Source organism: Rhodococcus sp. P4_C10 (genome assembly GCF_056402135.1).
In genome coordinates this window covers 30,920-57,325 of the sequence record NZ_JBFUHZ010000027.1, presented here as the reverse complement: position 1 = coordinate 57,325, position 26,406 = coordinate 30,920, and the positions used below count along the sequence as shown (strand labels likewise).

Genomic DNA, 26,406 nt, shown 5'->3' with positions numbered 1-26,406 from the left:
GAAGGACCGGGGCTCACCACCTCGACCTGTCGGGTCAGCCGAGCGCCTCCCGCAACCGCGGACCGATCACCGCGAGAGCGTCGGGGCTGAGCATCGACCAGTGCGTGACCGGCACCGGGGTGTGCACGATCTCCCCGGTCACTGCGCCCGCCCACGACTGCGGTCCCACTGTGTCATCAGCCCGGTCCCGGGCCGCCGTGAACAGCAGCAGGTCGGCGTCGACCGGCGTGGGCACGTATGCCCGCATCAGCTCCGTCGAGACGGTCGCCGTGGCCACCATCGACGTCAGCCACTGCTCAGTGACCCCGGCCAGCGGGCCGTCGCCCGTGCCACGCAGCAACTCGAGCAGATCCTCGATGCCGGCGGTCTCCGGATCCAGTCCGCCCACTGCCTCGATGCCGAACCCGCCGAGGATCTCCCCGGTGCTGACGGTGCCCGTGCCGAGCGCGTCCGCCGACCCGCCGGCGAAACTGTCCAGCATGGCGAGCAGGTCCACCCGCTGCCCCGCGTCCTGCAACTGTGCTGCCATCGCATGCGCGATGACGCCGCCGAGCGACCAGCCCACCAGCCGGTACGGTCCCTCCGGCTGCACGGTGCGGATCTCGGCGACGTAGCGTGCCGCGATCTCCTCGATCGAGGACGGCACGGCGGTGTCGCCCGATGCGGCCGGCGACTGCAGTCCGTAGACCGGGACGTTGCCACCGAGCGCGGTCGCGAGCCCCGAGTACGCCCACGACAATCCGAGCACCGGGTGCACCGCGAACACGGGCACGCGACCGGCCGGGGTCCCGGCCACCGGACGGATCGGCAGCAGCACGTCGAACATGTCCACGGCGGGCGCGGTGCCGGTCCGCTCGGCGTCGACCGCGGCCGCGATACCTGCCGGGGTCGGGTCGAGGAACACAGCCCGCAACGGCACCGGCACTCCGAGGACCTCGGTGAGCCGGGACATCACCCGGGTCGCGGTCAGCGAGTTTCCGCCGAGGTCGAAGAACGACGCGTCGACCGACACCTGTTCGAGCCCGAGCACCTCGGCCAGTACCTCGGCCACCGCGATCTCCGTCTCCGTCGTCGGGGCCCGGTACTCACCGGTGTCTCCGAACTCCGGAACCGGCAACTGCTTCCGGTCGAGCTTGCCGCTCGCGTTGAGCGGGAACTCGTCGAGGACGACTACCGCGTTCGGAACCATGTAGACGGGCAGGGCGGCGCCGACGAACGTCTTGAGCTCGTCCGACTGCACCGACTGTCCACCCTCCGGCACCACGTAGGCCACCAGCTGATCGCCCGTCCGCTTGTCCTGGACCACCAGCACCGCGGTCTGCAGGACCGCCGGATGTGCGAGCACCGCCGACTCGATCTCCTCGAGCTCGATCCGCTGACCCCGCAGCTTGACCTGGAAGTCGGTGCGCCCGATGTACTCGAGCACCCCGTCCGATCGGCGCCGCACCAAGTCACCGGTCCGGTACATCCGCTCCCCGCCGGGCGCCGCTCCGAAGGGGTTGGCGACGAAGCGGTCCGAGGTCAGGTCCGGTCGGGTCAGGTAACCGCGGGCCAGCTGCGGGCCACCGATGTAGAGCTCGCCCGCGACACCCTCCGGGGTCGGACGCAGCCCGGCATCGAGCACGTACGCCTGCACGTTCCACTGCGGCAGACCGATCGGCGTGGTGACGGTGTCCTCGGCGCGCGAGCGCCAGTTGGTCACCGAGACCGCCGCCTCGGTCGGCCCGTACATGTTGTGCAGGCCGGCAGGTGTGAGCTGGTACCACCGCGCCACGGTCTCCGGCGGCAGCGCCTCGCCGATCACGAACGCCCGCCGCAGCGTGCGCAGTGCCTCGGCCTCCACCATCGCGACGAACACACCGAGCGGTGACGGCACGAAGGTCGCCGTGGTCACCGAGTACTCGGCGATCAGCTTCGCCAGGTACGTCGGGTCCTTGTGTCCGTCCGGCTTGGCGATGACCAGCCGGGCACCGTTCTGCAGGCCCCAGAAGAACTCCCAGACCGACACGTCGAAGGTCATCGCGATCTGCTGGAGCACGACGTCGTCGGTGCCGAGACCGTACTCGGACTGCTTCCACACCAGCTGGTTGACGATCGCCCGATGCGTCAGCTCGACGCCCTTCGGTTTGCCGGTCGACCCCGACGTGAACATCACGTAAGCCGCGTTGTCCAGGTGCAGCGGCGCCCGCCGGTCCGCGTCGACAATCGGCGCCGGGTCGTAGCCCGAAGTGTCCAGACTGTCGATCTCGAGCACAGTCAGCCCCGGGTCAACCTCGAACCGGTCCCGCGTGGTGGTCAGCACGCACACCGGATCAGCCGTCGCCAGCACGTAGTCGGTGCGATCCGCCGGATGGTCCGGGTCGATCGGCACGTAGGCACCGCCGGCCTTGACGATCGCGTACATGCCGACCATCAGCTCCAGCGAACGCCTGATGCCCAGACCCACCATCGACTCCGGACCGACGCCGAGGTCGATCAGGTGCCGGGCCAGCCTGTTGGCCCGCGCGTCGAACTCGGCGTAGGTCAGCTCCTCGCCCTCGAACACCAACGCCACCGCGTCCGGCGTCCGGCGAACCTGGGCGTCGAACAGGTCGGCCAGGGTGGCCGCCGGAACGGGGTGATCGGTGGCGTTCCACTCGTCGAGCTGACGCAACTCGGAGTCCGAGAGCACCTCGAGTTCGGCGACCGTGCTCTGCGGCGCCGCCACCAGGGTGGCCAGCACCCGGTCGATCCGGTCCACCACGGACTGCATGTCCGCACGGGTGAACACGTCCGGCAGGAACTTGGCGTCCATCCGAATGCCGTCGTTGACCTCGACGAACAGCGACAGCGGGAACGTGTTGGCGTCTTCGCCCTCCACACCCAGCAGCCGCATGCCGTCGATGTCCGTGACATCTGCTCCCGCGGCATCCACCGGGTAGGACTCGAACACCGTGATGGTGTCGAACACCGCGCCGGCACCCGCGCGCTGCTGGATGGTGGGAAGCCCCACGAAGTGGTGGTCGAGCAGGTCCGCCTGCTCGACCTGCACCCGGGAGAGCAGCTGAGTCAGGGTCTCGCCCCGGTCGAGCCGCACCCGTACAGGCAGCGTGTTGATGAACATGCCGACCATCGACTCGACACCGGACAGTGCCGCCGGACGGCCCGACACCGTGGCGCCGAACACCACGTCGTCCCGGCCGATCAGCCGCGAGAGGACCAGGCCCCACACCGTCTGCACGACGGTGTTCAGCGTGACCCCCAGGTCCCGCGCGAGGGCCGAGAGCTCGGCGGTGCGGTCGGCAGCGAGTTCGAGCTGGACCACGTCCGGCATCACGGACTGCGAACGGCCGCGGTCCGCAGAGGCGAGCAGCGTCGGATCCTCGGCGCCCTCGAGCGAGCCGGCCCACGCCTCCAGGGAGGCATCGGCGTCCCGCTCCGACAGCCACTCCAGGAAGTCCCGGTAGGAGCGGACCGGCGGCAGCATCGAGCCGTCGCCGTGCGTCGCGTAGAGCACCACCAGGTCCTTGAGGATCAGCGGCATCGACCAGCCGTCCACCAGGATGTGGTGGGTGGTCATCACGAGGTCGTAGTTGCCGTCCGGCTTCCCGATCAGCGTGAACCGCATCAGCGGCGGCGCCGTCAGGTCGAACCGGGCGACCCGGTCCTGCTCCAGCAGTTCCTGCCTCCGGGCCTGCATCTCGTCGGCGCCGAAGCCAGTCAGGTCGACGCGGCGGAACTGCACCGGCGCGTCCTCCACGACCACCTGCAGGGCATTGCCGTGCTCGTCGTGGACGAAGCCGGCCCGCAGGTTCGGGTACCGGTCCACCAGCGCCTGCGCGGCGGCCCGCATCCGATCTGCGTCCACGACGCCACCGAGCCCGATCGCCAACTGCGAGGTGTACACGTCCAGCGACGTCGAACTCTCCGCCAGCACCGCGTGGAAGAGCATGCCCTGCTGCAACGAGGTCAACGACCAGACGTCTGCCAGCGTCGGGTAGCGCGCCTCCAGCTTGTCGATCTCGCCCTGGCTGATCGAGACCAGCGGCAGGTCGGACGGCGTGAACGCGGGCGTCCGCGGACGGTCGTCCGGCGTTGCCCACTGCGCCAAGGCCTCGAGTGCACGGACCCACAGGTCCGCGAACTCCGAGACCTCGGCCTCGGTGAGCAGGCTCGACGGGTACGCGAACGACGCCGTCAAACGGGTCCCTGCCACCTCGGCGTTGATGTCGACCGCGGCCGCGGCCGGCATGTCGTCGTCCGCCACGGCCGTTGCCGACAGCTCACCCGCGGGTGCGGGCAGCCAACCGATCGGCAGGCCCCCGCCGGTCTCCTCGCCACCCGACATCTTCCCGAGGTAGTTGAAACCGATCTGCGGCAGCTGGTGCACGGACAACTCCGGTGCCGTCCGCGGGTTCAGGTATCGCAGCAGGCCGTATCCCATGCCCTTGTCCGGCACGGCCAGCAACTGCTCCTTGACCGTCTTGAGCGCGGCAGCCACCGAGTCGCCACCGGCGAGCGCGTCGTCGACGTCGACGCCCGCCAGGTCCAGGCGCAGCGGGAACATGCTGGTGAACCACCCGACGGTGCGGGAGAGGTCCGCGCCGGGCAGCAGGTCGTCCTCGCGGCCGTGGCCCTCGAGCTTGATCAACGTGGACGCCACGTCCTCCTGACCGCGAGTCCGACGCCAGGCCGCGGTGGCCAGCGCCAGGGCCGCGAGCAGGCCGTCGTTGACCCCGCCGCGAACGGCCGCGGGCACTGCGGTGAGCAGCGCGTCGGTGGTCCGTTCGGACAGCGTCACCCGAACCTGGGCGACCTCCGAGAACAGGTCGACCGTCGGGTCCAGCGGACGCTGCGTCAGCAGCGGGTCCGCAGTCCCCACCACCGAACGCCAGTAGTCCGCCTCCGCCTCGCGCCGGGGACTGACCGCCTCCTCCGCGAGGCCGTGGGCCCAGCGGCGCATCGAGGTCCCGACGGGGGCCAGTGCGGGCTCCGCGCCGGCCACCACGGACTGCCAGGCCGTGATGAGGTCACCGACCAGGATCCGCCAGGACACGCCGTCCACCACGAGGTGGTGCGCGACGAGCAGCAGTCGGCCGGTTCCCGAAGTGCCGGGCGCCGGATCGAACCAGACGTACCGGATCACCGAACCCGATGTCAGGTCCAGCGCGGCCGCGGCCGCCTCCATGGCAGGCGCGGCGAGGGCGTCGAAGCCCGGGGTGCCGGGCAGCGCGGAGTCGTCGAACTCGACCCGCTCGACCAGTGCGTCGACGTCCACGGACGCGCTCACCCGCGCCACCGGCGGGCCGTCGACAACGGGAATCGACGCACGCAGCATGTCGTGCCGCGCGGTGACCGCGGCCAGCGTGGCAATCAGTCGGGCACGGTCGACACCGTCGGGCAGTGCCAGGTAGGCCGGCATCAGCAGCCGGTCGTGCCGGCCCGACCGCTCGGTCATCCAGCGCATGATCGGGGTCAGCGGCAGGTCGCCGACGCCGCCACCCGGCAGCTCGGCCAGCGTGACGATCTCGGCGCCCTCCGAGACGAGGGTCGCGACCTGCGCGAGGGCCGCCACGTTCTTGCGCTCGAAGACGTCCCGTGTGCGGATCACCAGACCCGCAGCCTTGGCCCGCGCCACCAACTGGATGGACACGATGGAGTCGCCGCCGAGCGCGAAGAAGGAGTCCGCCACGCTGACCCGGTCGACCCCGAGGACCTCGGCGAACAGACCGGCGAGAAGCTCCTCGGCCGGGGTGGAAGGCGCGACATAGGTGGTCACCGAAGAGCCGAAGTCCGGCTCCGGCAACGCCTTCCGGTCGACCTTGCCGTTGACGGTCAGCGGGATCGCGTCGAGTACGACGATCGCCGACGGCACCATGTGCGAGGGCAGCGTCCGCCCCACGAATTCGGTCAGTGCAATCGGATCGACCGTTCGACCGGACACCGGCACCACGTAGGCAGCCAGAACCGTCGCACCGGACGGTCCCGTTCGGCCCACCGTGACGGCGAACTCCACCGACTCGTGTGCCGACAGCGCCGCGTCGATCTCGCCGAGTTCGATACGGAATCCGCGCACCTTCACCTGGAAGTCGCTGCGGCCCACGTACTCGATCTCGAGTCCGGCGGTCGCATCCCCCGTCGCTGCGCTCGCCCCGGCGCCCTCCACCCAGCGCACCACGTCGCCGGTCCGGTACATCCGGTCACCGGGCTCCCCGAACGGGTTGGCCACGAAGCGGTCCGACGTGAGTGACGGACGGTTCAGGTAGCCGCGGGCCATCTGAACTCCGGAGACGTAGAGCTCCCCGGCCACGCCCACCGGCACCGGGTGCAGACGCCGGTCCAGGACCATCGCGGACATGCCGCGGATCGGACCACCGATGGTGAGCCTGCCCGCGGTGGTCAAGGCCCGGCTGATCGCGACCATGATGATCGTCTCGGTGGGGCCGTACCCGTTGTAGAAGTTGCGCCCCGGCGCCCAGACCTCGACCAGGCTGTCGGGGACCGCCTCGCCTCCGGCGACAAGGTGCTGCAGGCAGTCGAGTCCGTCGGGCGAGAGCGATGCCAACGCGCCGGGCGTGATGAACGCGTGGGTCGCGCCGCCTGCGGTGATGACCTCGGCCAGTTCGCCGCCTCCGTACACACCCGGCGGCACGATCACCAGCGCGGCACCCGCGCTCACCGCGAGCAGCAACTCGAGCATGGACGCGTCGAAGCTCGGCGACGAGAAGTGCAGTGCGCGGGACTTCGCGGTCACCGAGTAGCGCTCACGCTGCTCGGTTGCAAAGTTGTTCAGGCCCTCGTGGCTGACCACCACGCCCTTCGGCAGACCGGTCGATCCGGACGTGTAGATGACGTACGCCGCATGGTCCACCGACACCGGAATGCGGCGGTCGGCGTCGGTGACCTCGGCGACGGACTGCCGTCCCCACAGTTCGAGGAAGTCGGGGTCGTCGAGTACCAGCCACTCGGCGGCCGGCAGACCCCGGACGTTCTCGGAGTCGGTCAGACCCAGCACCGCACCCGAGTCGGTGACCATGTGCTCGATCCGCTCCGGCGGGTACGCCGGGTCCATGGGCACGAAGGCCGCCCCGGACTTGACCACCGCCCACAACGCCACCTGCGACTCGATCGAGCGCGGCAACGCCAGCGCGACGAACGACTCGGCACCGACACCCCGCTCGATCAGCAGCCGTGCCAGGGCGTTCGAGCGGTCGTCGAGCTCGCCGTAGCTGAGCGTGCGGTCGCCGAACACCAGGGCGACGGCGTCCCGGTCGACAGCGGCCTCGGCCAGCATCGCGGGCAGCGTCACTGCCGACGTGCCCGCCGGCCCGGAAACAGGCGCCAGTGCCGCCCGCTCCGCCCCGTCGGTGACCTCGACGTCGCCAACCGCGACGACCGGATCCGACGCGATCGCGTCGAGCACTCGGAGCAGGCGTTCGGAGAGCACCCGGACCGCGTCCGCATCGACGAGTTCGGGGGCGTGGATCAGCTTGAGCCGCAACGTCGCACCCAGGCCGGCGGTGAGCGTGACCGGGTAGTGGGCGGCGTCGGCGCCGCCGAACCCGGTCACCCGCATACCGGCGATGTCGGTCTCCGCAGTCGCGCCCGCCATGTCGACGGGGAACGACTCGAACACCGCGAGGGTGTCGAACATCGCGGCCTCGCCCGCGGCGCGCTGGATGTCGGTCAGGCCCACGTAGTGGTGGTCGAGCAGCGACATCTGCTCGCCCTGCAGCCGCACCAGCAGCTCGGCCACGGTCTCCGCCGGGTCGAGGTGCACCCGCACCGGGACCGTGTTGATGAACAGTCCGATCATCGACTCCACGCCGGCGATCTCCGGCGGCCGACCCGACACGGTGGCACCGAAGACCACGTCCTCGCGGCCGGTGAGTGCGCCGAGCAGGATCGCCCACGCGCTCTGCACCACGGTGTTCGGCGTCACGCCCAGCTCACGTGCCCGCTCGACCAGCCGTGCTGTCTTCTCCTCGGACAGTTCGGTGTGGAACTGGCCGGCAATGCTGTCCTGCTGCCGGCCCCGGTCGCCCGAGACCAGCAGGGTCGGACCGTCCACGCCGGACAACGAGTCCGCCCAGGCCTGCCGGGAGCGGCCGAGGTCCTGCTCGTCCAGCCAGGTCAGGAAGTCCCGGTAGCTCCGGACCGACGGCAGCACGGAGCCGTCGCCGTCGGCGGCGTACAGCACCAGCAGTTCCTTGAGCAGCAACGGAGTGGACCATCCGTCGATCACGATGTGGTGATTGGTCATCACCAGCTCGTAGTTCCCCTCACCGAGGGTGAAGAACGTGAACCGGATCAGCGGCGGCTGGGCGAGGTCGAACTTGGCCAGCGCGTCGGCCTCGAGGATCCGGGCCTGTTCGGCCGCACGCTCCGCCGGCGCCAGTGCCGACAGGTCTACGACGGTCATCGGCAGCTCGACCCGGTCGAGCACCACCTGGACCACGGCCCCGGACTCGTCGGCGACGAACGCGGTACGGAAGCTCGCGTGCCGGTCGATCAGTGCCTGGCCGGCACGGCGCATCCGCTCCGCGTCCACCACACCGCCCAGCCGCAGCGACATCTGTGCCGTGTAGACGTCGACGGCCTCCTCGGAAAGCTCCGCATGGAAGAACATGCCGTACTGCAGCGGGGACAGCGACCACACGTCGGAAAGTTCCGGGAAGCGCTGCTCGAACCATTCGATCTGGCGCTGGGTCAGCGAGACCAGCGGCAGGTCGGACGGGGTGAGCCCACCCGCACCGGGTTCGGCGGCACAGGTTGCCACCGCGGTCAGGGCGTCGCGCCAGAGCTCGGCCAACTCGGTGACCTCGGCGGTGCCGAGCACCCCGGTCGGGAACGTGAACCCGGCCGTCAGCCGTTCCTCGTTGTCGACCTGCGCGGCGACGGCGTTGATGTCGAGCGCGGTCGTCTCCATGTCGGCGTCCAGCGCGGAGCCGAGGTGGAAGCCGTCGTCGGCGGGCACCCAGCCCACCGCCCGCAGTTCGTCGGTGATCTCGACTGCGCCGGTGCGGCCCAGGTAGTTGAACCCGATCTGCGGAGCCGCGTATCCGGCCAGCTCCTCGGCGGTTGCCGAGTTGAGGTAGCGCAGCAGCCCGTAGCCGATGCCCTTGTCCGGCACGGCGCGCAACTGCTCCTTGATCAGCTTGACCGCCGCCCCCGTCGCGGGCCCGCCGGCGAACGCCGCGTCGATGTCGACGTCGGCAAGATCCAGGCGTACCGGGAAGAGCGAAGTGAACCAGCCGACGGTGCCGGAGAGGTCGGCACCGGGGACGGCGTCCTCCTCGCGGCCGTGACCCTCGAGCCCGATCAGCGTCGCGGATTCGGTGATGCCGCGACGTGCACGCCACCGGGCCATGGCAAGCGCCAGCGCCGCGAGCAGTCCGTCGTTGACACCACCGCCGAAGACCTCCGGCACCGTGGTCAACAGTGCCGCGGTGGTCTCCGCGGACACCGTCAACCGGACCGTCTCGACGGTCGCGACTACGTCGACCGCGGGGTCGACCGGACGTGCGCCGAGTACCGGGTCCGGCCCGGCGAGCACGCCGCGCCAGTGATCGAGCTCCGCGACCCGCTGCGGGGACGCCGCGGCCTCGACCAGGCCGTGCGCCCAGCGGCGCACCGAGGTGACCGGCCCGGTCAGCTCGGGCTGCTGACCGGAGACCAGCCGGCCCCAGGCAGTGGCGAAGTCCGGCAACAGGATCCGCCAGGAGACACCGTCGACCGCCAGGTGGTGGACCATCATGAGCAGCCGGCCGTTGGCGGTGGCGTCCGCCGGGTCGAACCACACGAACTGGGCAACCACGCCGGCCTCCGGGGCAAGCCGATCCGCGGCGGCGTCGAACTCGGCCCGGACCAGCTCGGCGAAGTCGTCGGACCCGGTGGCCGCGAACTCGACGCGACGGATGAGCCCGGCCGCCTCGACGGAGCCGGGAGCGGCGAACTCGAGAACCGGTGCGCCATCCGTGTCGGCGACCCACCGCATCCGCAGCGCGTCGTGCCGGTCGACCACGGCTTCGACAGTCGCAGCCACCGTGGCCGCGTCGATGCCCACCGGAAGGGTCACGTACGCCGTCTGGGAGAACCGCGAGTGCCCGCCGGCCTGCTCGGCCATGTGATGCATGATCGGCGTCAACGGGGCCTGGCCCATGCCGCCGCCGGGCAGCTCGGCCAGCACCGTCGCGGTGGCCGCGGACGCGGCAACCCGCGCCAGCGCCGCGACGGTCTTGTGCTCGAACACCTGCTTGGCGGTGAGCACCAGCCCCGCTGCCTTGGCACGCGAGACCAACTGGATCGACATGATGCTGTCGCCACCGAGCGCGAAGAACGACTCGTCGGCACCGACCCGGTCCACGCCGAGCACCTCTGCGAACACCCGGGCGAGGGTGTTCTCGGTGGGGTTGGCGGGCGCCACGTACTCGGCCGTCGCGGCGGTGAACTCCGGTTCCGGCAGTGCCCGCCGGTCCAGCTTGCCGTTGACGGTCAGCGGCATCGCCGCGAGCACCACAAGCGCGTCGGGGACCATGTACGCGGGCAGCACTCGAGCGGCCCGGGCGGTCAGCTCGGCGACGTCGACAATCGCTCCGGCGACCGGCACCACGTAGCCTGCCAGCCGCTGGCCTCGATCGGTGTCCACGGCCAGAACGACGGCCTGGTCGACGGCCTCGTCACCGAGCAGGACCGACTCGATCTCCCCGAGCTCGATGCGCAGACCACGCACCTTCACCTGGAAGTCGGTGCGGCCCAGGTACTCCAACTCGCCGGCCGCGTTCCAGCGGGCCAGGTCGCCGGTGCGGTACATGGCCGCACCGGGCGCGCCGAACGGGTTCGCGACGAACCGCTCGGCGGACAGATCGGGGCGCCCGTGGTAACCGCGGGCCAGCTGCGCGCCGGCCAGGTACAGCTCACCGGCGGCACCGCCGACCACCGGACGCAGGCGGGTGTCGAGCACGTAGGCCTGGGTGTTCCAGACCGGACCACCGATCGGGACGGTGCCGGTCTCGGTGCCGTCGGTACGGAAGACGGTAGAGACGACGGTGACCTCGGTCGGGCCGTACTGGTTGTCCAGCACCGCGTCCGAGACCCGGTGGGTGCGTGCGGACAGCTCCGGCGGCAGCGCCTCGCCGCCGACGGAGAGCATCCGCACCGACTCCGGCAGCCCCTGCCCGCCCTCGCCGACCAACAGCGCCAGCATCGACGGCACGAAGTCCAGGGAGGTCACGCCCCAGCGCCGAATCGTCTCGACCAGGTACTCGGGATCACGATGCCCGTCGGGGCGCGCGATCACCAGGCGGGCGCCGGAGATGAAGGGCAGGTACAGCTCCCACACCGAGGCGTCGAAGACCACCGGGGTCTTGTGCAGACCGACGTCGTCGGAACCGAACCCGTACTCCCCCTGCATCCACAGCAGGAAGTTCACGACGGCACGGTGCTCGATGGTCACGCCCTTCGGGGTGCCCGTCGAGCCCGAGGTGAAGATCAGGTAGGCCGCGTTCTCCGGCCGCAGCGGCGCGCGCCGCTCGGCGTCGGTGACCGGCGTACCGGCGTACCCGTCGAGTTCGACCGCGTCCAACTCGAGTACCGGCACGCCCGCGGGCAGACCGGTGGCGTCGGCACGGGTGCTCAGCACACACACCGGCTCGGCGAGGGCAAACACCGCGGCCAGTCGCTCGGCCGGCTGCTCCGGGTCCACGGGCACGTAGGCGCCGCCGGCCTTGAGCACCGCGTACATGCCCACCAGCAGTTCCATCGACCGCCGGGCCGCGAGGACGACCCGCTGCTCCGGGCCGACACCCATCGAGATCAGGTGCCGGGCCAGGCGGTTCGCCCGGTCGTCGAACTCCGCGAAGCTCAGCGTCCGGTCCTCGAAGGTGAACGCCGGCGCCTGCGGGGTGCGGGCGGCCGCCTCGTCGATCAGCTGTGTCAGCGTGACGGCGGGCAGCGGCACGGTGGTGCGGTTCGGTGCGTGCAGCGACCGCTCCAGGTCGGCGGTGTCGAGCACCTCGACGTCACCGATCGCCCGCTGCGGATCCGCCACGACCTCGGCGAGGATCCGGACGTACCACCGCGCCATGGACTCGACGCTCGCGCGGTCGAACAGGTCACTCACGTAACGGAAGACGCCCGCGTAGCCGTCCGGCGTGCCGTCCGCGGTCACCCGCGGCGACAGCGCCAGCTCCAGGTCGTCCTTGGCCTCGCCCAGGTCGGACGCCAGCGCCTCGACCGTCAGGCCCGGCAGCTCGAAGGTCGCGGACTCCATGTTCTCCACGCCGAACGAGACCTGCACCAGCGGCGCGTAGGAGGTCGACCGTGGCGGGTTGAGCACCTCGACCAGCCTCTCGAAGGGCACGTCGGTGTGCGAGAAGGCCTGCAGGTCCGCCTCGCGGGTGGTGGCCAGCACCTCCGCGAACGTGGCCGCCGGGGCGATCGGGGTGCGCAGCACCAGCGTGTTGACGAACATGCCGACGATCGGGTCGAGCGCCTCCTCGCCGCGACCGGCGACCGCGGTGCCCACCGCGATGTCCTCGGCCCCGGTCAGCCGCTGCAGCAGCACCGCGAACACGGCGTGCAGCACCATGAACGGAGTCGCGGCGGCCGACCTGGCCAATGCGTCGACCTGCGTGGCCAGCTCCGCCGGCACCTCGAAGGCCACCCTGCCGCCGGCCGTCGTGCGGGCCGGGCGGGGCCGGTCCAGCGGCAGCTCGAGCAGGTCCGGCAGACCGGCCAGTGCGTCGCGCCAGTGCGCGATCTGCTGGGACAGCACCGACTGCGGGTCCGACTCGGACCCGAACACCTCGCGCTGCCAGAGCGCGAAGTCCGCGTACTGGACCGCGAGCGGCTCCCACTGCGGCGCGGTGCCGGCGGTGCGGGAGAGGTAGGCCATCATCACGTCACGAGCCAGCGGTGCCATCGACGCACCGTCGGCGCTGATGTGGTGCACCACCATCAGCAGCACATGCTGGTCCGGCGCCAGTGCCAACAGCGCGGCCCGTGCCGGCACCTCGGTGGTGACGTCGAAACCGCGGGCGCCGAACTCCAACGCCCGCGCGGTCAGCTCGGCCTCGGTGACCGAGAGCTGTTCCAGCCGCACGCCCGACTCGGCAACCCCCAGAACCACCTGCTGCGGGTGACCGGCGGCGTCGGCGGGGAACACGGTACGCAGGGACTCGTGTCGTTCCACCACGTCCCGCAGCGCCGCCTCCATGGCCACCACGTCCAGCGCGCCGGTCAGCCGGACGCCGAGCGGGATGTTGTAGGTGGCCGCCGCGGTGTCGTACTGGTTGAGGAACCACATCCGCTGCTGCGCGAGCGAGAGCGGGATCCGCTCGCCCCGCGGCCGAGCCGTCAGCTCCGGCCGGTCCGTGGCCCCGGCGAGCACCGACACGCGTGCGGCGAGCGCCACCACGGTGGGGGCGTCGAAGAGCATCCGGACACCGACTCGGACACCGAGCGCGGCTCCGACCCGGGCTGCCACCCGGGTGGCCACCAGCGAGTTGCCACCCAGGTCGAAGAAGTTCTGGTCGACCGAGACCCGATCGACTCCGAGGACGTCCGCGAAGACGGCCGCGATGACCTCCTCGACCGGATTCCGCGGCGCGACGAACTCGCCTGACAGCTCAAATACCGGCTCCGGCAATCCCTTACGGTCGAACTTGCCGTTGGTGGTCATCGGGATCTCGTCGAGTTCGACGAGGGTGGACGGCACCATGTGTGCGGGCAGGTTCCCTGCCGCATGGCCGAGGAGCCGCGTGCGGTCCAGTTCGTGGCCCGCCGTCGGCAGCACGTACGCCACCAGCACCGCGGTACCGCTCGGCAGGGTGTGCGCGATGGTGGCGACGAAGTCCACCTCGGGCAGTTCGCCGAGCACGTTGTCGATCTCGCCGAGCTCGACGCGCAGGCCGCGCACCTTCACCTGGAAGTCACTGCGACCGATGTATTCCAGTTCACCGGCCGGCGTCCAGCGCACCACGTCACCGGTGCGGTACATGCGGTCACCGGTGCCGCCGAACGGGTGGGCGACGAACCGGTCGGCGGTCTGGGCGAACCGGTCGTGGTAGCCACGGGCCAGGTCCGGCCCGGCGAGATACAGCTCGCCGAGCACCCCGACCGGCACCGGCCGTAGCCTCGCGTCGAGCACCAGTGCGGAGACCCCGGCCATCGGCGCGCCGATCGTGACGGGCTCACCGGCCACCAGCGGCTCGGTGCAGGTCACGACCATGGTCGTCTCGGTGGGACCGTACGCGTTGTGGAAGGTCCTCCCCGGCGCCCACCGCGAGGTCAGCTCGGGGGTGCACACGTCACCGCCGACCATGACGGCACGCACGCTCTCGAGACCCGTGGGATCCACGGTGGCCAACGCCGTCGGGGTCATGATCATCCCGGTCACCCGCTCCGCGCGGACCAGTTCGGCAAGTTCCTCACCGCCGAAGACGTCCGCGGGGGCAACAACCAGGGTGGCGCCGACACGGAACGCGGAGAGCAACTCCGCCACGGAGGCGTCGAAGTTCGGCGCGCACACGTGCAGCAACCGCGACTCGTTGGTGGCGCCGTACCGCTGCACGATGTCGGCCAGGAAGGTCGCGAAGCCGCGGTGCGTCACCAGCACGCCCTTCGGCTTACCGGTCGAACCCGACGTGTAGATGACGTATGCAGTGTTGTCGACGTGCACCGGGCCGGCCAGCTCGCCCGCCTCGATACGGCCGGCGGACCGACCTGCCACTGCGGCCGCGGTCAGGGCGTCATCGAGGACCACCGCCTGCACACCGGCCGGCAACCGGTCCGTGTGCTCGCCGACGGTCACCACGGCGACCGCGCGCGAGTCCTGCACCATCTCCGCGATCCGATCGAGCGGGTAGCGCGGGTCGACCGGCATGTAGGCGGCCCCGGTCTTGGCGATCGCCCAGATCGCCAGCACCGACTCGAGCGAACGCCTCAGTACGAAGCCGACGACGGTCTCGGGGCCGGCGCCGCATTCGATCAGTTCGCGGGCCAGTCGGTTCGAGCGTTCATCGAGCTCGCGGTAGGTCCAGACCGTCTCGCCGTAGACCAGCGCATCGGCTTCCGGGTCCAGCTGAACGGCCTCGCCGAACAGCGCGGCCATGGTGTACGGCGCGGTCTCCACAGGCGCGGGCGTGGTCAGCTCGCGACGTTCCTCCGCCGAGAGCACCTCGAGCGCGCCGATCGCGGTGCTCGGGGCCGCCACCACCGCACGCAGGATCCTCACGAATCGATCCACGAACGACTGGGCGGTGGACTCGTCGAACAGGTCGGTGGCGTAGTCGAGCAGGGCGGAGATGCCTGCTGCCCCGCCGTCGACGTCCGGGTCCTCGCCGAGGCTGAGCTGCAGGTCACTCTTGGCAACGGTCAGCGGCGAGTCGACGATGCTGACCTCGAGACCCGGCAGCGCAAAGGTGGCGCGCTCGTTGTTGGCCAGCGACAGCCCGACCTGGAACAGCGGCGTGTGGGCCCTCGAGCGCGGCACGTCGAGCACCTCGACAAGCCGCTCGAACGGGACCTCGGCGTTGCTGAAGGCATCGACGTCTGCAGAGCGGACAGCACCGAGCAGATCGGCGAAGCTCTGATCCGAATCGAGCGTCGTGCGCAGCACCAGCGTGTTGACGAACATGCCGACGAGGTCGTCGAGCGCCTTCTCACCACGGCCGGCAACGGGGGTGCCGATGACAATGTCGTGCTGACCGCTGAGGCGCTCGAGCAGCACCGCGTACGCCGCGTGCAGCACCATGAAGAGGCTCGCCCCGTGGGTACGGGCCAGGTCCCGGAGCTCCCGATGCAGGTCCGCGTCGAGGCGGAATTCGACAGCCTTGCCTCGGTAGGACGGTTCGGCCGGACGAACCCGGTCGGTGGGCAGCTCGAGCACCTCCGGAATACCCTCGAGCCGGTCGCGCCAGTACCCGATCTGACGGGACACCGTCGAGTCCGGATCGGACTCGTCGCCGAGCGCTTCGCGCTGCCAGATGCTGAAGTCCGCGTACTGGATCTCCAGCGGCGCCCACGCCGGCGCCGTACCGGCGGCCCGAGCGAGATAGGCCGTGATGAGATCGCGCGCCATCGGTGCCACCGAGGCGCCGTCGGACGAGATGTGATGCATCGAGACGAGCAGCACATGCTCGGTGTCGGAGATCGCGAAAATTCGCACTCGCCAAGGAATCTCGGCCGCTACGTCGAATCCGAGGGTGGCGAACGCGCGCATCTTGTCCATCACGTCACGCTCGGCGACGGGGACCACCTCGACCCCGAGATCGAGGTCGTCGAGGCCGAGGACCACCTGGTGCGGACCGGACTCGCTGTCCGGGAACACCGTGCGCAGCGACTCGTGACGGTCCAGCACGTCGGTGAGCGCGGTCCGCATCGCGCCGAGGTCGAGCGGCCCCGACAACCGGATCGCCCGGGGAATGTTGTAGGCGGGAGAATCGGTGTCGAACTGATTGATGAACCACATCCTCTGCTGCGCCAACGACAGCGGGATCTGGCTCGGTCGCGGCCGCCGTACCAGCGCGGGACGGTTGCCGATTGCGGCGCCGGACCGTTCCACCCGGCGTGCGAGGCCGGCCACGGTCGGATCCTCGAACAGGTCCCGCAGGTTCACCGTGCCGCCGGAGGCCGCATTCACCCGGGCCACCGCACGGGTCGCCACCAGCGAATCGCCACCGAGTGCGAAGAAGCTGTCGGTGGCGGAGACTCGCGAAACCGACAACAGGTCACCGAAGACCGTCGCCACCATCTCCTCGGCGGCGGTGGCCGGCGCCCGGTAGTCCTCACCGCCCGAACCGAAGTCCGGATCCGGTAGAGCCCGCCGGTCGAGCTTGCCGTTGACCGTCAGCGGCAACTCGTCGAGCACCAGTGCCGCCGCCGGCACCATGTAGTCCGGCAGCGCCCGCGCCGCGATCTCGAGGACCGCGGCCGGATCGAGTGCCGCGTCCGGCTCCGCCACCACGTAGGCGACCAGGCGGTCGACCCCCTGCTCGCTCGTACGCAACAGCACCGCGCACCGACCCACCCGGGGGTCTGCTGCGATCACGCCCTCGATCTCGCCGAGCTCGATGCGGATACCACGCAGCTTGACCTGGAAGTCGCCGCGACCGACGTACTCGAGGGTGCCGTCCGCGCGCCGGGACACCAGGTCCCCGGTCCGGTACACCCGTCCGCCGGACGGACCGAAGGGATCTGCGACGAACCGTTCCGCACTCAGGTCGGGCCGCCCGACGTACCCACGGGCGACCTGTGCGCCGCCCAGATAGAGCTCACCTGTCACCCCGACCGGAACCTGTCGGAGCGCAGCGTCGAGCACGTAGGCAGTGACGTTCGCCTGCGGGGTGCCGATGGACACTCGCTGACCGGACACGTCCGCCGGCCCGGTCCCCCACCGGGTTGCCGTGACCGTCGACTCGGTGGGGCCGTACTCGTTGTGCACCTCCGCGGAGCAGACCGCGGAGAAGTCGGCGAGCAGACGCGGCGGCAGGGACTCGCCACCGCAGAACACCATGCGCAGCGAGTCGCACTCACCGGGCTCGATCGCCGAGACGAACACCTCGAGCATGCTGGGCACGAAGTGCATCGCGGTGATGCCGTGCTCCACCACGGCCTGAGCGAGGTACCGCGGGTCGCGGTGCCCGTCCGGCGTCGCGATCACCAGGCGGGCGCCGGAGGTCAGCGGCCACCAGAACTCACGCACGGAAGCATCGAAGGTGAACGGCGTCTTCTGCATCAGCGTGTCGGCGGCGGTCAATCGGTAGGTGTCCTGCCGCCAACGCAGCATGTTGACCACCGAACTGTGCGCGACCGCAACACCCTTCGGGAGTCCGGTCGAGCCCGAGGTGAAGATGACGTAGGCGGGGTTCTCCGGATGCAGCGGTGCGATCCGCTCTGCATCGGAGATCGGCCCGGCGGCCCGCCCGGACACCTCGACCGTGTCGACATCGATCACCCGGACGCCGGCGGGTGCGGAGACCGCATCCGCGCAGGTGCTCAGCAGCATCTGCAGGCCGGCGGCCGCGACGACGTGCTCGATACGCTCGGCAGGTGCATCCGGGTCGACCGGGACGTAGGCCGCACCGGTCTTGGCGACCGCGTACATGCCGACCATGAGGTGCACGGATCGGCGAATACCCAGACCCACCAACGACTCCGGGCCCACACCCTGCTCGATCAGGTAGCGAGCCAGTCGGTTGACCCGCGCGTCGAATTCGGCGTAGGTCACCGTCTCGGTCTCGGAGACGAGCGCCGGGGCGTCCGGGGTGGCACGGACCTGTGCGTCGAACAGGTCGACCAGCGTCCCCTCGACCGCGTTGCCGACCGTCTCGTTCCACCCGGCCATCTGGACCGACTCCGCCGGGGACAGCAGCGCAAGCGCGCCGAGCTGGGTGTCGGGCCGCGCCGTGAACTCACCGAGCACCCGCAGCACCCGGTCCAGGTGCGCGGCGACAACGTCCTCGTCGAACACCTCACGCTGGAACTTGGCAGCGAAGTGCAGTCGCCCCTGCGACGGTGCCACCGCGATCGAGAGCGGGAAGTGGCTGGCCGCTGCGGATTCCACGCCGAGCAACCGGACCCCGGCGATGTCGACATCGCCACCGGACCCCGCGGTGTCGACCGGATACGACTCGTACAGCAGCGCGGTGTCGAACTGCGCGCCCGGACCCGCCGCCTTGTTGATGTCCGCCAGACCCAGGAAGTGGTGCTCGAGCAGTCCCGCCTGCTCGGCCTGCAGGCCCGTCAGGAACGAGCGCACGGTGGTACCGGGGTCGAGGCGTACCGCGACGGGAATGGTGTTGATGAACAGACCGATCATCGACTCCACCCCGGCCAGCGCCGGCGGCCGGCCAGAGACCGTCGCTCCGAAGACCACCGAGTCCTGCCCGGTCAGTGTGCCCAGCACCACCGCCCAGGCGGCCTGGACGAGGGTGTTCAGGGTGACACCGAGTTCGGCGGCCAGTGCCTCGGCCGCGACCGTCTGCTCGGCGGTCAGCGCTCGTTCGATCTGCGCCGGGACGGACTCGTGCTTGCCGCCCCGGGTAGCCGGCGCGAGCAGGGTCGGATCCTCGAGTCCGGCCAGCGCCTGACGCCAGGTCTGCAGCGACTGCGCCCGGTCCTGGGCAGCGAGCCAGTCCAGGTAGTCCCGGTAGGACCGCGGTCGCGGGAGCGCCGAGTCGTCCCCGTCCAGGGCGTACAGCGTCATCAGCTCGCGGATGGCCATCGGCGTCGACCAACCGTCGACGACCACGTGATGGTTGGTGAACACCAGCTGTGAGCGTCCGGGTGCCAACTCGAGCAGGGTCAGACGCAGCAACGGTGCTGCGGCCATGTCGAATCCGGTGGTCCGATCGGCGTCGAGCACCCGCAGCCGCTCTGCCTCGAGGGCGGCGCCACTGAACCCGCTCAGGTCGACCGTGCCGATCGGGACCGACACGCCGTTCGTCACCAGCTGCAGTGCACCGGCGGTCTCGTCGATCACGAAGGCGGTCCGCAGGTTCGGGTACCGCAGGACAAGCCTGTCGGCGGCCCGGCCGMGCCGGGCCAGGTCCACCTCGCCCGCCAGGTTCATGACGAACTGGGCGGTGTACACGTCGACGTCGTCGGTCGACCCGGCCGCCAGCAGGGCGTGGAAGAGCATCCCCTGCTGCAGCGGGGACAGCGACCAGACGTCCTCGAGCTCCGGGTACCGGGTCTCGAGGCCGTCGATCTGGTCCTGAGTCAGGTCGACCAGCGTCAGGTCGGACGGGGTGAGCCCGCCCGATCCCTCGGTGCGGGCGTGCTCGGCGATCGCCGTCACCGCCTGTCGCCACAGCTCTACCAGCTCGGCGATCTCGGCGCGGGTCAGCAGCGCGCGGGGGAAGCTGAAGGTCGTCGACAGTCCGCCCCCTGCCTGGATGGACGAGTTCACGTCCAGCGCCGCGGCGGCGGCCATCGTCGGGTCGGCGGCGCCGCCGAGTCGGCCGCCGTCGGTGACCGGGATCCAGCCGAGGGCACGGACCTCGTCGGACAACTCGTCGGTGCCGAACCGGCCCAGATAGTTGAAGGTGATCTGCGGCTGGGCACCTTCGCCCAGCTCCGCCGCGGTCTCCGGGTTCAGGTACCGAAGCAGGCCGTAGCCGATCCCGTGGTCGGGGGCGGAGAGCAGCTGCTCCTTGACAGCCTTGACTGCCTGCCCCGCCGCCGGGCCGGCGGCGAGAGCGTCGTCGAGGTTGATCCCGGTGAGGTCGAGACGGGCCGGGTAGACGCTGGTGAACCAGCCGACGGTGTGCGAGAGATCGGCGCCGAGTGCGACCTGTTCCTCACGTCCGTGGCCCTCGAGGGTGATCAGCGTCGAGGCGTCCGTGGTCCCGCGGTCCCGCTTCCAGAGCGCGACCGCGAGCGCCAGTGCTGCCAGCAGTCCGTCCTGCACGCCGCCGCGGAACTTCGCCGGCACCGCGGTCAGCAAGGCGTCCGTGATGTCGGCAGGCAGTTCGGTGGTCACCGACTCGACGGTGGCAATCGTGTCCACCGCCGGGTCCAGCGCTCGGGAGCCGAGCGGCGCCTCGGGTTCGGCGACAAGCCCACGCCAGTATTCGAGCTCGGCAACACGCGCCGGGGCCTGGGCCTGCTCCACCAGTGCGTGCGCCCAGCGTCGGGCGGACGTGACCGTGGGCTCGGCCGTGGGCACCTCATCGGCCTCGAGCTGACCCCATGCGGCGGCCAACGCGGGCACCAGCAGTCGCCACGACACTCCGTCCACCGCGAGGTGGTGCACCACGATCAACAGTCGGCCGTTGACACCGTCGAGCGAGGCGGCCGGCTCGAACCACACCACCTGCACCATCACACCGCCGACCGGGTCCAGCCGGTCCGCGGCCGCGTCGAGGCCTGCCGCAGCGAGGGCCTCGAATCCCGGTGTGCCGGGCAGGGAGTCGGCATCGAACTCGACGCGGACGAGCAGCGGGTCCGCCTCGACCGACCCGGCCGGGCCGGTGCGCAGAACCGCGTCGCCGTCGCCGTCGGCGGGAATCAGCCGGGCACGGAGAACGTCGTGCTGGTCGAGCACGGCCGCGAGGGTCTCGGCGAGCCGGGCGCGGTGCAGGCCGATCGGCGCGGTGAGCAGCACTGCCTGCGAGAAGCGCGAGCCCGCCCCGCGGTCGTGGGCCCAACGGGCCACCGGCAGCAGCGGCATGTCGCCGACACCGCCGCCGGGCAGTTCGGCGAGGACCACCGGTCCGTCGCCGTCGGCGCTGAGGGTGGCGACCTGTGCCAGCCCGCCGACGGTCTTGCGCTCGAAGACGTCCCGGGCCTTGATCAGCACGCCCGCGGCCTTCGCTCGGGACACCAGCTGGATGGACACGATGGAGTCACCGCCGAGCGCGAAGAACGAGTCCGTCACGCCCACCCTGTCGACGCCGAGCACCTCGGCGAACAGACCGGCGAGGATCGTCTCGACCGGCGTGGACGGCGCGACGTACGAATCCACGGCAGAGCCGAAGACCGGCTCCGGCAACGCCTTGCGGTCCAGCTTGCCGTTGACTGTCAGCGGCACCGACTCCAGCACGACGATTGCTGCGGGGACCATGTGCGCCGGCAGTGCCTCCGCCACGTACGCGGTCAGCGCGGCGGGGTCGACGGTCGTGCCGGGCGCCGGCACCACGTAGGCCACCAGGACCGTCGCACCCGACGGCCCGCTGCGGCCGATGGTGGCCGCGAAGTCGACCGACTCGTGTGCGGACAGTGCGGCGTCGATCTCGCCGAGCTCGATCCGGAAACCACGCACCTTCACCTGGAAGTCGCTGCGACCCATGTACTCGACCTCGAGTCGGGAAAGGTCACCCGCCTCGGAGCGGTCCACCCAGCGGACCACGTCGCCGGTCCTGTACATCCGACTTCCGGGCGCACCGAACGGGTCGGCGACGAAGCGGTCCGACGTGAGAGCCGGACGGTCGTGGTAACCGCGCGCGGTCTGGGTCCCCGATACGTAGAGCTCACCGGCGACGCCGAGCGGCACCGGCCGCAGCCGGCCGTCGAGGACCACGGCGGACACACCCTGGATGGGCTCGCCGATGGTCAACGGGTCTCCGGCGGCGATCGCATCGCCGGTGGTCACCATGATCGTCGCCTCGGTGGGGCCGTAGGCGTTGTGCAGCCGGTGCCCGGGTGCCCACCGCTCGACGAGCTCCGTGGTCAACGCCTCGCCACCCATGACGAGGTACCGCAACGAGTCGAGTCCCTGCGGGGAAAGCGCGGACGCAGCGGACGGAGTGATGAAGGCATGCGTGACCCGGTGGCGGGCGATGATCTCGGCGAGCTCACTGCCGCCGAACACCCCGGACGGCACGATCACCAGGACGGCGCTCGAGCCGACCGCCATGAGCAGCTCGAGAAGTGATGCGTCGAAGCTCGGTGACGACGAGTGAAGTACCCGGGCCGAGCTGGACAGCTCGTACCGTCTCACCTGCTCGGCCACGAAGTTCACCAGGCCACGGTGGGTGACCACGACGCCCTTGGGCAGACCCGTCGACCCCGACGTGTAGATGACGTACGCCGTGTTGTCGACCAGGATCGGTGCGTTGCGATGCGCATCGGTGAGCGGCGCGGTCGACGTGCTCTCCCACTCTGCGACAAAGTGGTCGTCGTCGAGCACCAGCCAGGTGGTCTCGGGCAGGTCGCCGACGTGCTCGGCCACCGTCAGGCCGACCGCTGCCCCCGAGTCGGTGACCATGTGCTCGAGCCTGTCGAACGGGTACGCCGGATCCATCGGCACGAACGCGGCTCCGGACTTCGCCACCGCCCACAGAGCGATCTGTGACTCGATCGAGCGGGAGATCGCCAGGGCCACGAAGGACTCGGGGCCGACGCCGCGTGCAATCAGCATGCGAGACAGGGCGTTCGAGCGATCGTCGAGCTCGCCGTAGGACATCGTGCGGTCGCCGAAGACCAGGGCAGTCGCGTCGCGGTCTGCGACGGCTGCACCCAACAGCTCGGGCAGGGTCACCGGCGCGACGGCAGCCGGACCGGTCACCGGCACCAGCGCTGCATGCTCGGCGGGGTCGGTGATCGTCACGTCACCCACCACGACGGACGGATCCACGACCACCTCGCCGAGCAGTCGGACGAACCGCTCGCCGAGAACACGGACGCTGGCCTCGTCGAAAAGGTCGGTGGCGTAGACGAAGGAACCGGTCATGCCCGACCCGTCGGTGTTCTCGCCGATCGAGAGCTGCAGGTCGAACTTGGCGAAGGTGACCCCGGGGTCGACCGCGCTGACTGTCAGCCCCGGCAGTTCCAGGACGGCCGGCTCCGTGTTCTCGAGCGCAATCACAACCTGGAAGATCGGCGCGTGCGCGGTCGACCGCTCCGGCGCGAGAATCTCCACCAGCCGCTCGAAGGGAACCTCCGCGTGCCCCAGCGCCCCCAGGTCGGATTCCCTGGTCGACGTCAGCATGTCCGCGAAGGTCGCGGACGGGTCCACCACGGTTCGCAGGGCCAGGGTGTTGATGAACATGCCGACCATGTCGTCGAGCTCACGCTCGCCACGACCCGCGATCGGGGTGCCGATGACGATGTCGTCCGTACCGGAGATCTTCGAGAGCAGCAGCGCGAACGCGGCGTGGACCGTCGTGAACAGGGTTGCCCCGTACTCGCGCGAGAGTTCCAGCAAACGCCTGTGCAACTCCGCATCGACATCGAACTCGACGCGACCGCCACTCATGGACGTCACGGCGGGCCGCTTCCGGTCCGTCGGCAACGGCAGCACATCGGGGATCCCGGCAAGCTCATCGACCCAGTACCGAACCTGGGCGGCTACCAACGACTCCGAGTCGTCCTCGCTACCCAGCAGTTCGCGCTGCCAGATCGCGTAATCCGCGTACTGCACCGCCAGAGGTTCCCAGTCGGGAGCCTTCCCGTGAGTCCAGCTCGTGTACGCCGCCATCACGTCGCGCGCCAGCGGCGCCATCGAGGCACCGTCCGAGGAGATGTGATGCACCAGGAACAAGAGCACGTGCTCGGTGTCGCCCAGACGGAACAGGCGCGGCCGGACCGGGATCTCGGTGGTCACGTCGAACCCACGCGAGGCCAACTCCGAAACCTGTGCCGCCAGGTCCTGCTCACTCGTCACCGCGACGGGCTCGAGGCCGAGATCGAGGGCGGCCGCGGGCAGGATCACCTGGCTGGGTCCGTGGCCGTCGTCGGGGAACACCGTTCGCAACGACTCGTGCCGCTCGAGCACACTCGCCACCGAGGCGCGCAGTGCGTCGACGTCCAAGTCGCCGACCAGGCGAATACCCAACGGCACGTTGTATGCGGGCGAAGTGGTGTCGAACTGGTTGATGAACCACATCCGGGCCTGCGCGAGGGACAGCGGAAGTCGCTCCGGACGCTCGACAGCACGCAACTCCGGCCGGGCGTGGCCGGTTCCGGCCGTGGATTCCGCCAGTGCCGCAAATCCTGACACGGTGGGGGTGTCGAAGAGGTCACGCAGGGTCGCGTCGGACCCCATCTCGGCGTTGACGCGGGCCACCACCCGGGTTGCCGACAGGGAGTTGCCGCCGCTCTCGAAGAACGAGTCGTCGGCACCGACCCGATCCGCACCGAGGATCTCGGCGAAGATCTGAGCCACCACTGTCTCGGCATGCGTGGCAGGTTCGCGATAGACCTGTGCATTGGCTCCGAAGTCCGGCTTCGGCAGCGCCCTGCGGTCCAACTTGCCGTGCGAAGTGATCGGCAGCTCGTCGAGCACCATCACAGTCGCGGGCACCATGTACTCGGGCAGCACTCCTGCGACCTGCACGCGTGCCTCGCCCGGATCCACCTCGTCACCGTCCGCGGGCACCACGTACGCCACGATCCGGTCGAAGCCGACTCTGTCCGTGTCGACCAGCGCGACCGCGCGGCGTACCCGCCGGTCGCGTAGAAGCGCGGCCTCGATCTCGCCGAGCTCGATTCGGAAGCCCCGGACCTTGACCTGGAAGTCGGTGCGGCCCATGTATTCGAGGTTGTCGTCACTGCGGCGGCGTACCTCGTCGCCGGTGCGGTACATGACCGAACCGGCATCACCGAACGGGTTGGCAACGAACCTGGCGGCCGTCAGATCGGCCCGGCCGACGTAACCGCGGGCAACCTGAGGTCCGGCAAGGTACAGCTCGCCGGCGATTCCGACCGGTACCTCCCTCAGACGCCGGTCCAGGACGTAGCCCTGCAGGCCCTCGTAGGGCGTACCGATCGGAACCCGGACGGACGTCTCGTCCTGCGTGGTGGTGCCGTGTCGAGTACCCGAGACGGTGAACTCGGTCGGGCCGTACTCATTGTTGACGCGGGCAGTCAGTGCAGCGTGCAACTGTGCCAGCAGCTGCGGCGACATCTCCTCGCCACCGCTGAAGATCTCGCGCAGGGAACCGCACTCGCCCGGCCGGAGTGACGCCACAAACAGCTCGAGCATCGAAGGGACAAAATGCATCACAGTGATGCCGTGCCTGTCGATCGCCTCCGCGAGGTACCTGGGATCACGATGACCGTCGTGCGAAGCCAGCACCAGTCGGGCGCCGGTAGCGAGCGGCCACCACAGCTCGCGGACGGATGCGTCGAAGGTGACCGGTGTCTTCTGCAGCACGCGGTCGTCGGTGCCGAGGGAGTACAGGCCCTGGCGACGTGCGATCAGACCAACCACGTTGGAGTGCGGGACTGCCACACCCTTGGGGTGCCCCGTCGAGCCGGAGGTGAAGATGACGTACGCGGGGTTCGCGGCGCGCAAGGGCCGCAACCGCTCGTGGTCGGTGACCGGCCCTGCTGCGTAAGCCGTGGTGTCGAGCGCATCGAGGTCGAGGACGACAGCGTCCTCCGGCCAGGGCATTGCCTCGCTCGAGCGGGTCAGCACACAGACAGCCCCCGCTGTGGCAAGCACGTCCTTGATGCGCTCCGCCGGGTGATCCGGATCGATCGGGACGTAGGCGCCACCAGCCTTGACGACGGCGTACATCGCCACCATCATCTGGAGCGAACGACGGAAGCCCAGCGCGACCAGGGACTCGGGACCCACCCCCTCCGCAATCAGCAGCCGTGCCAACCGGTTGACATGCGCGGCGAACTCCGCGTAGGTCCAGACCACACCGTCACTCTCGATCGCGACGGCGTCCGGGGTGCGTGCGACCTGCGCCTCGAACGCATCCACCAGCGTTGCCGGGGCAGACTCCTCACCCACGTCCTCGGCGGGGGCGAGCGACGTCGCGTCCTGTGCGATCCGGTCGAGGACCGCACCGATCCCGCCCTCTGCCGCGACGATCGTGGGGACCAGCCCGGTCAGCACCACCGACACGATGGCGTCTGCGTCCATGCCCCTCTCGGCAAGCGGCCCGGCCAGCATCTGCAGCCGCTCGTCGAGCTCTCGGTACGTCACCGACATTCCATCGACGGACACCACGATCACGTCCGGACGGTCCG

General features: G+C 70.2%; 1 protein-coding gene. It reads right to left on the bottom strand.

The genetic code is table 11. The features are described from left to right. Positions 1–34 precede the first annotated feature (34 nt). Entirely contained in the window at positions 35–26,362 is a 26,328-nt protein-coding gene (locus AC1DWC_RS17895) for a non-ribosomal peptide synthase/polyketide synthase (protein WP_477910173.1), read from the bottom strand. Positions 26,363–26,406: the final 44 nt, after the last annotated feature.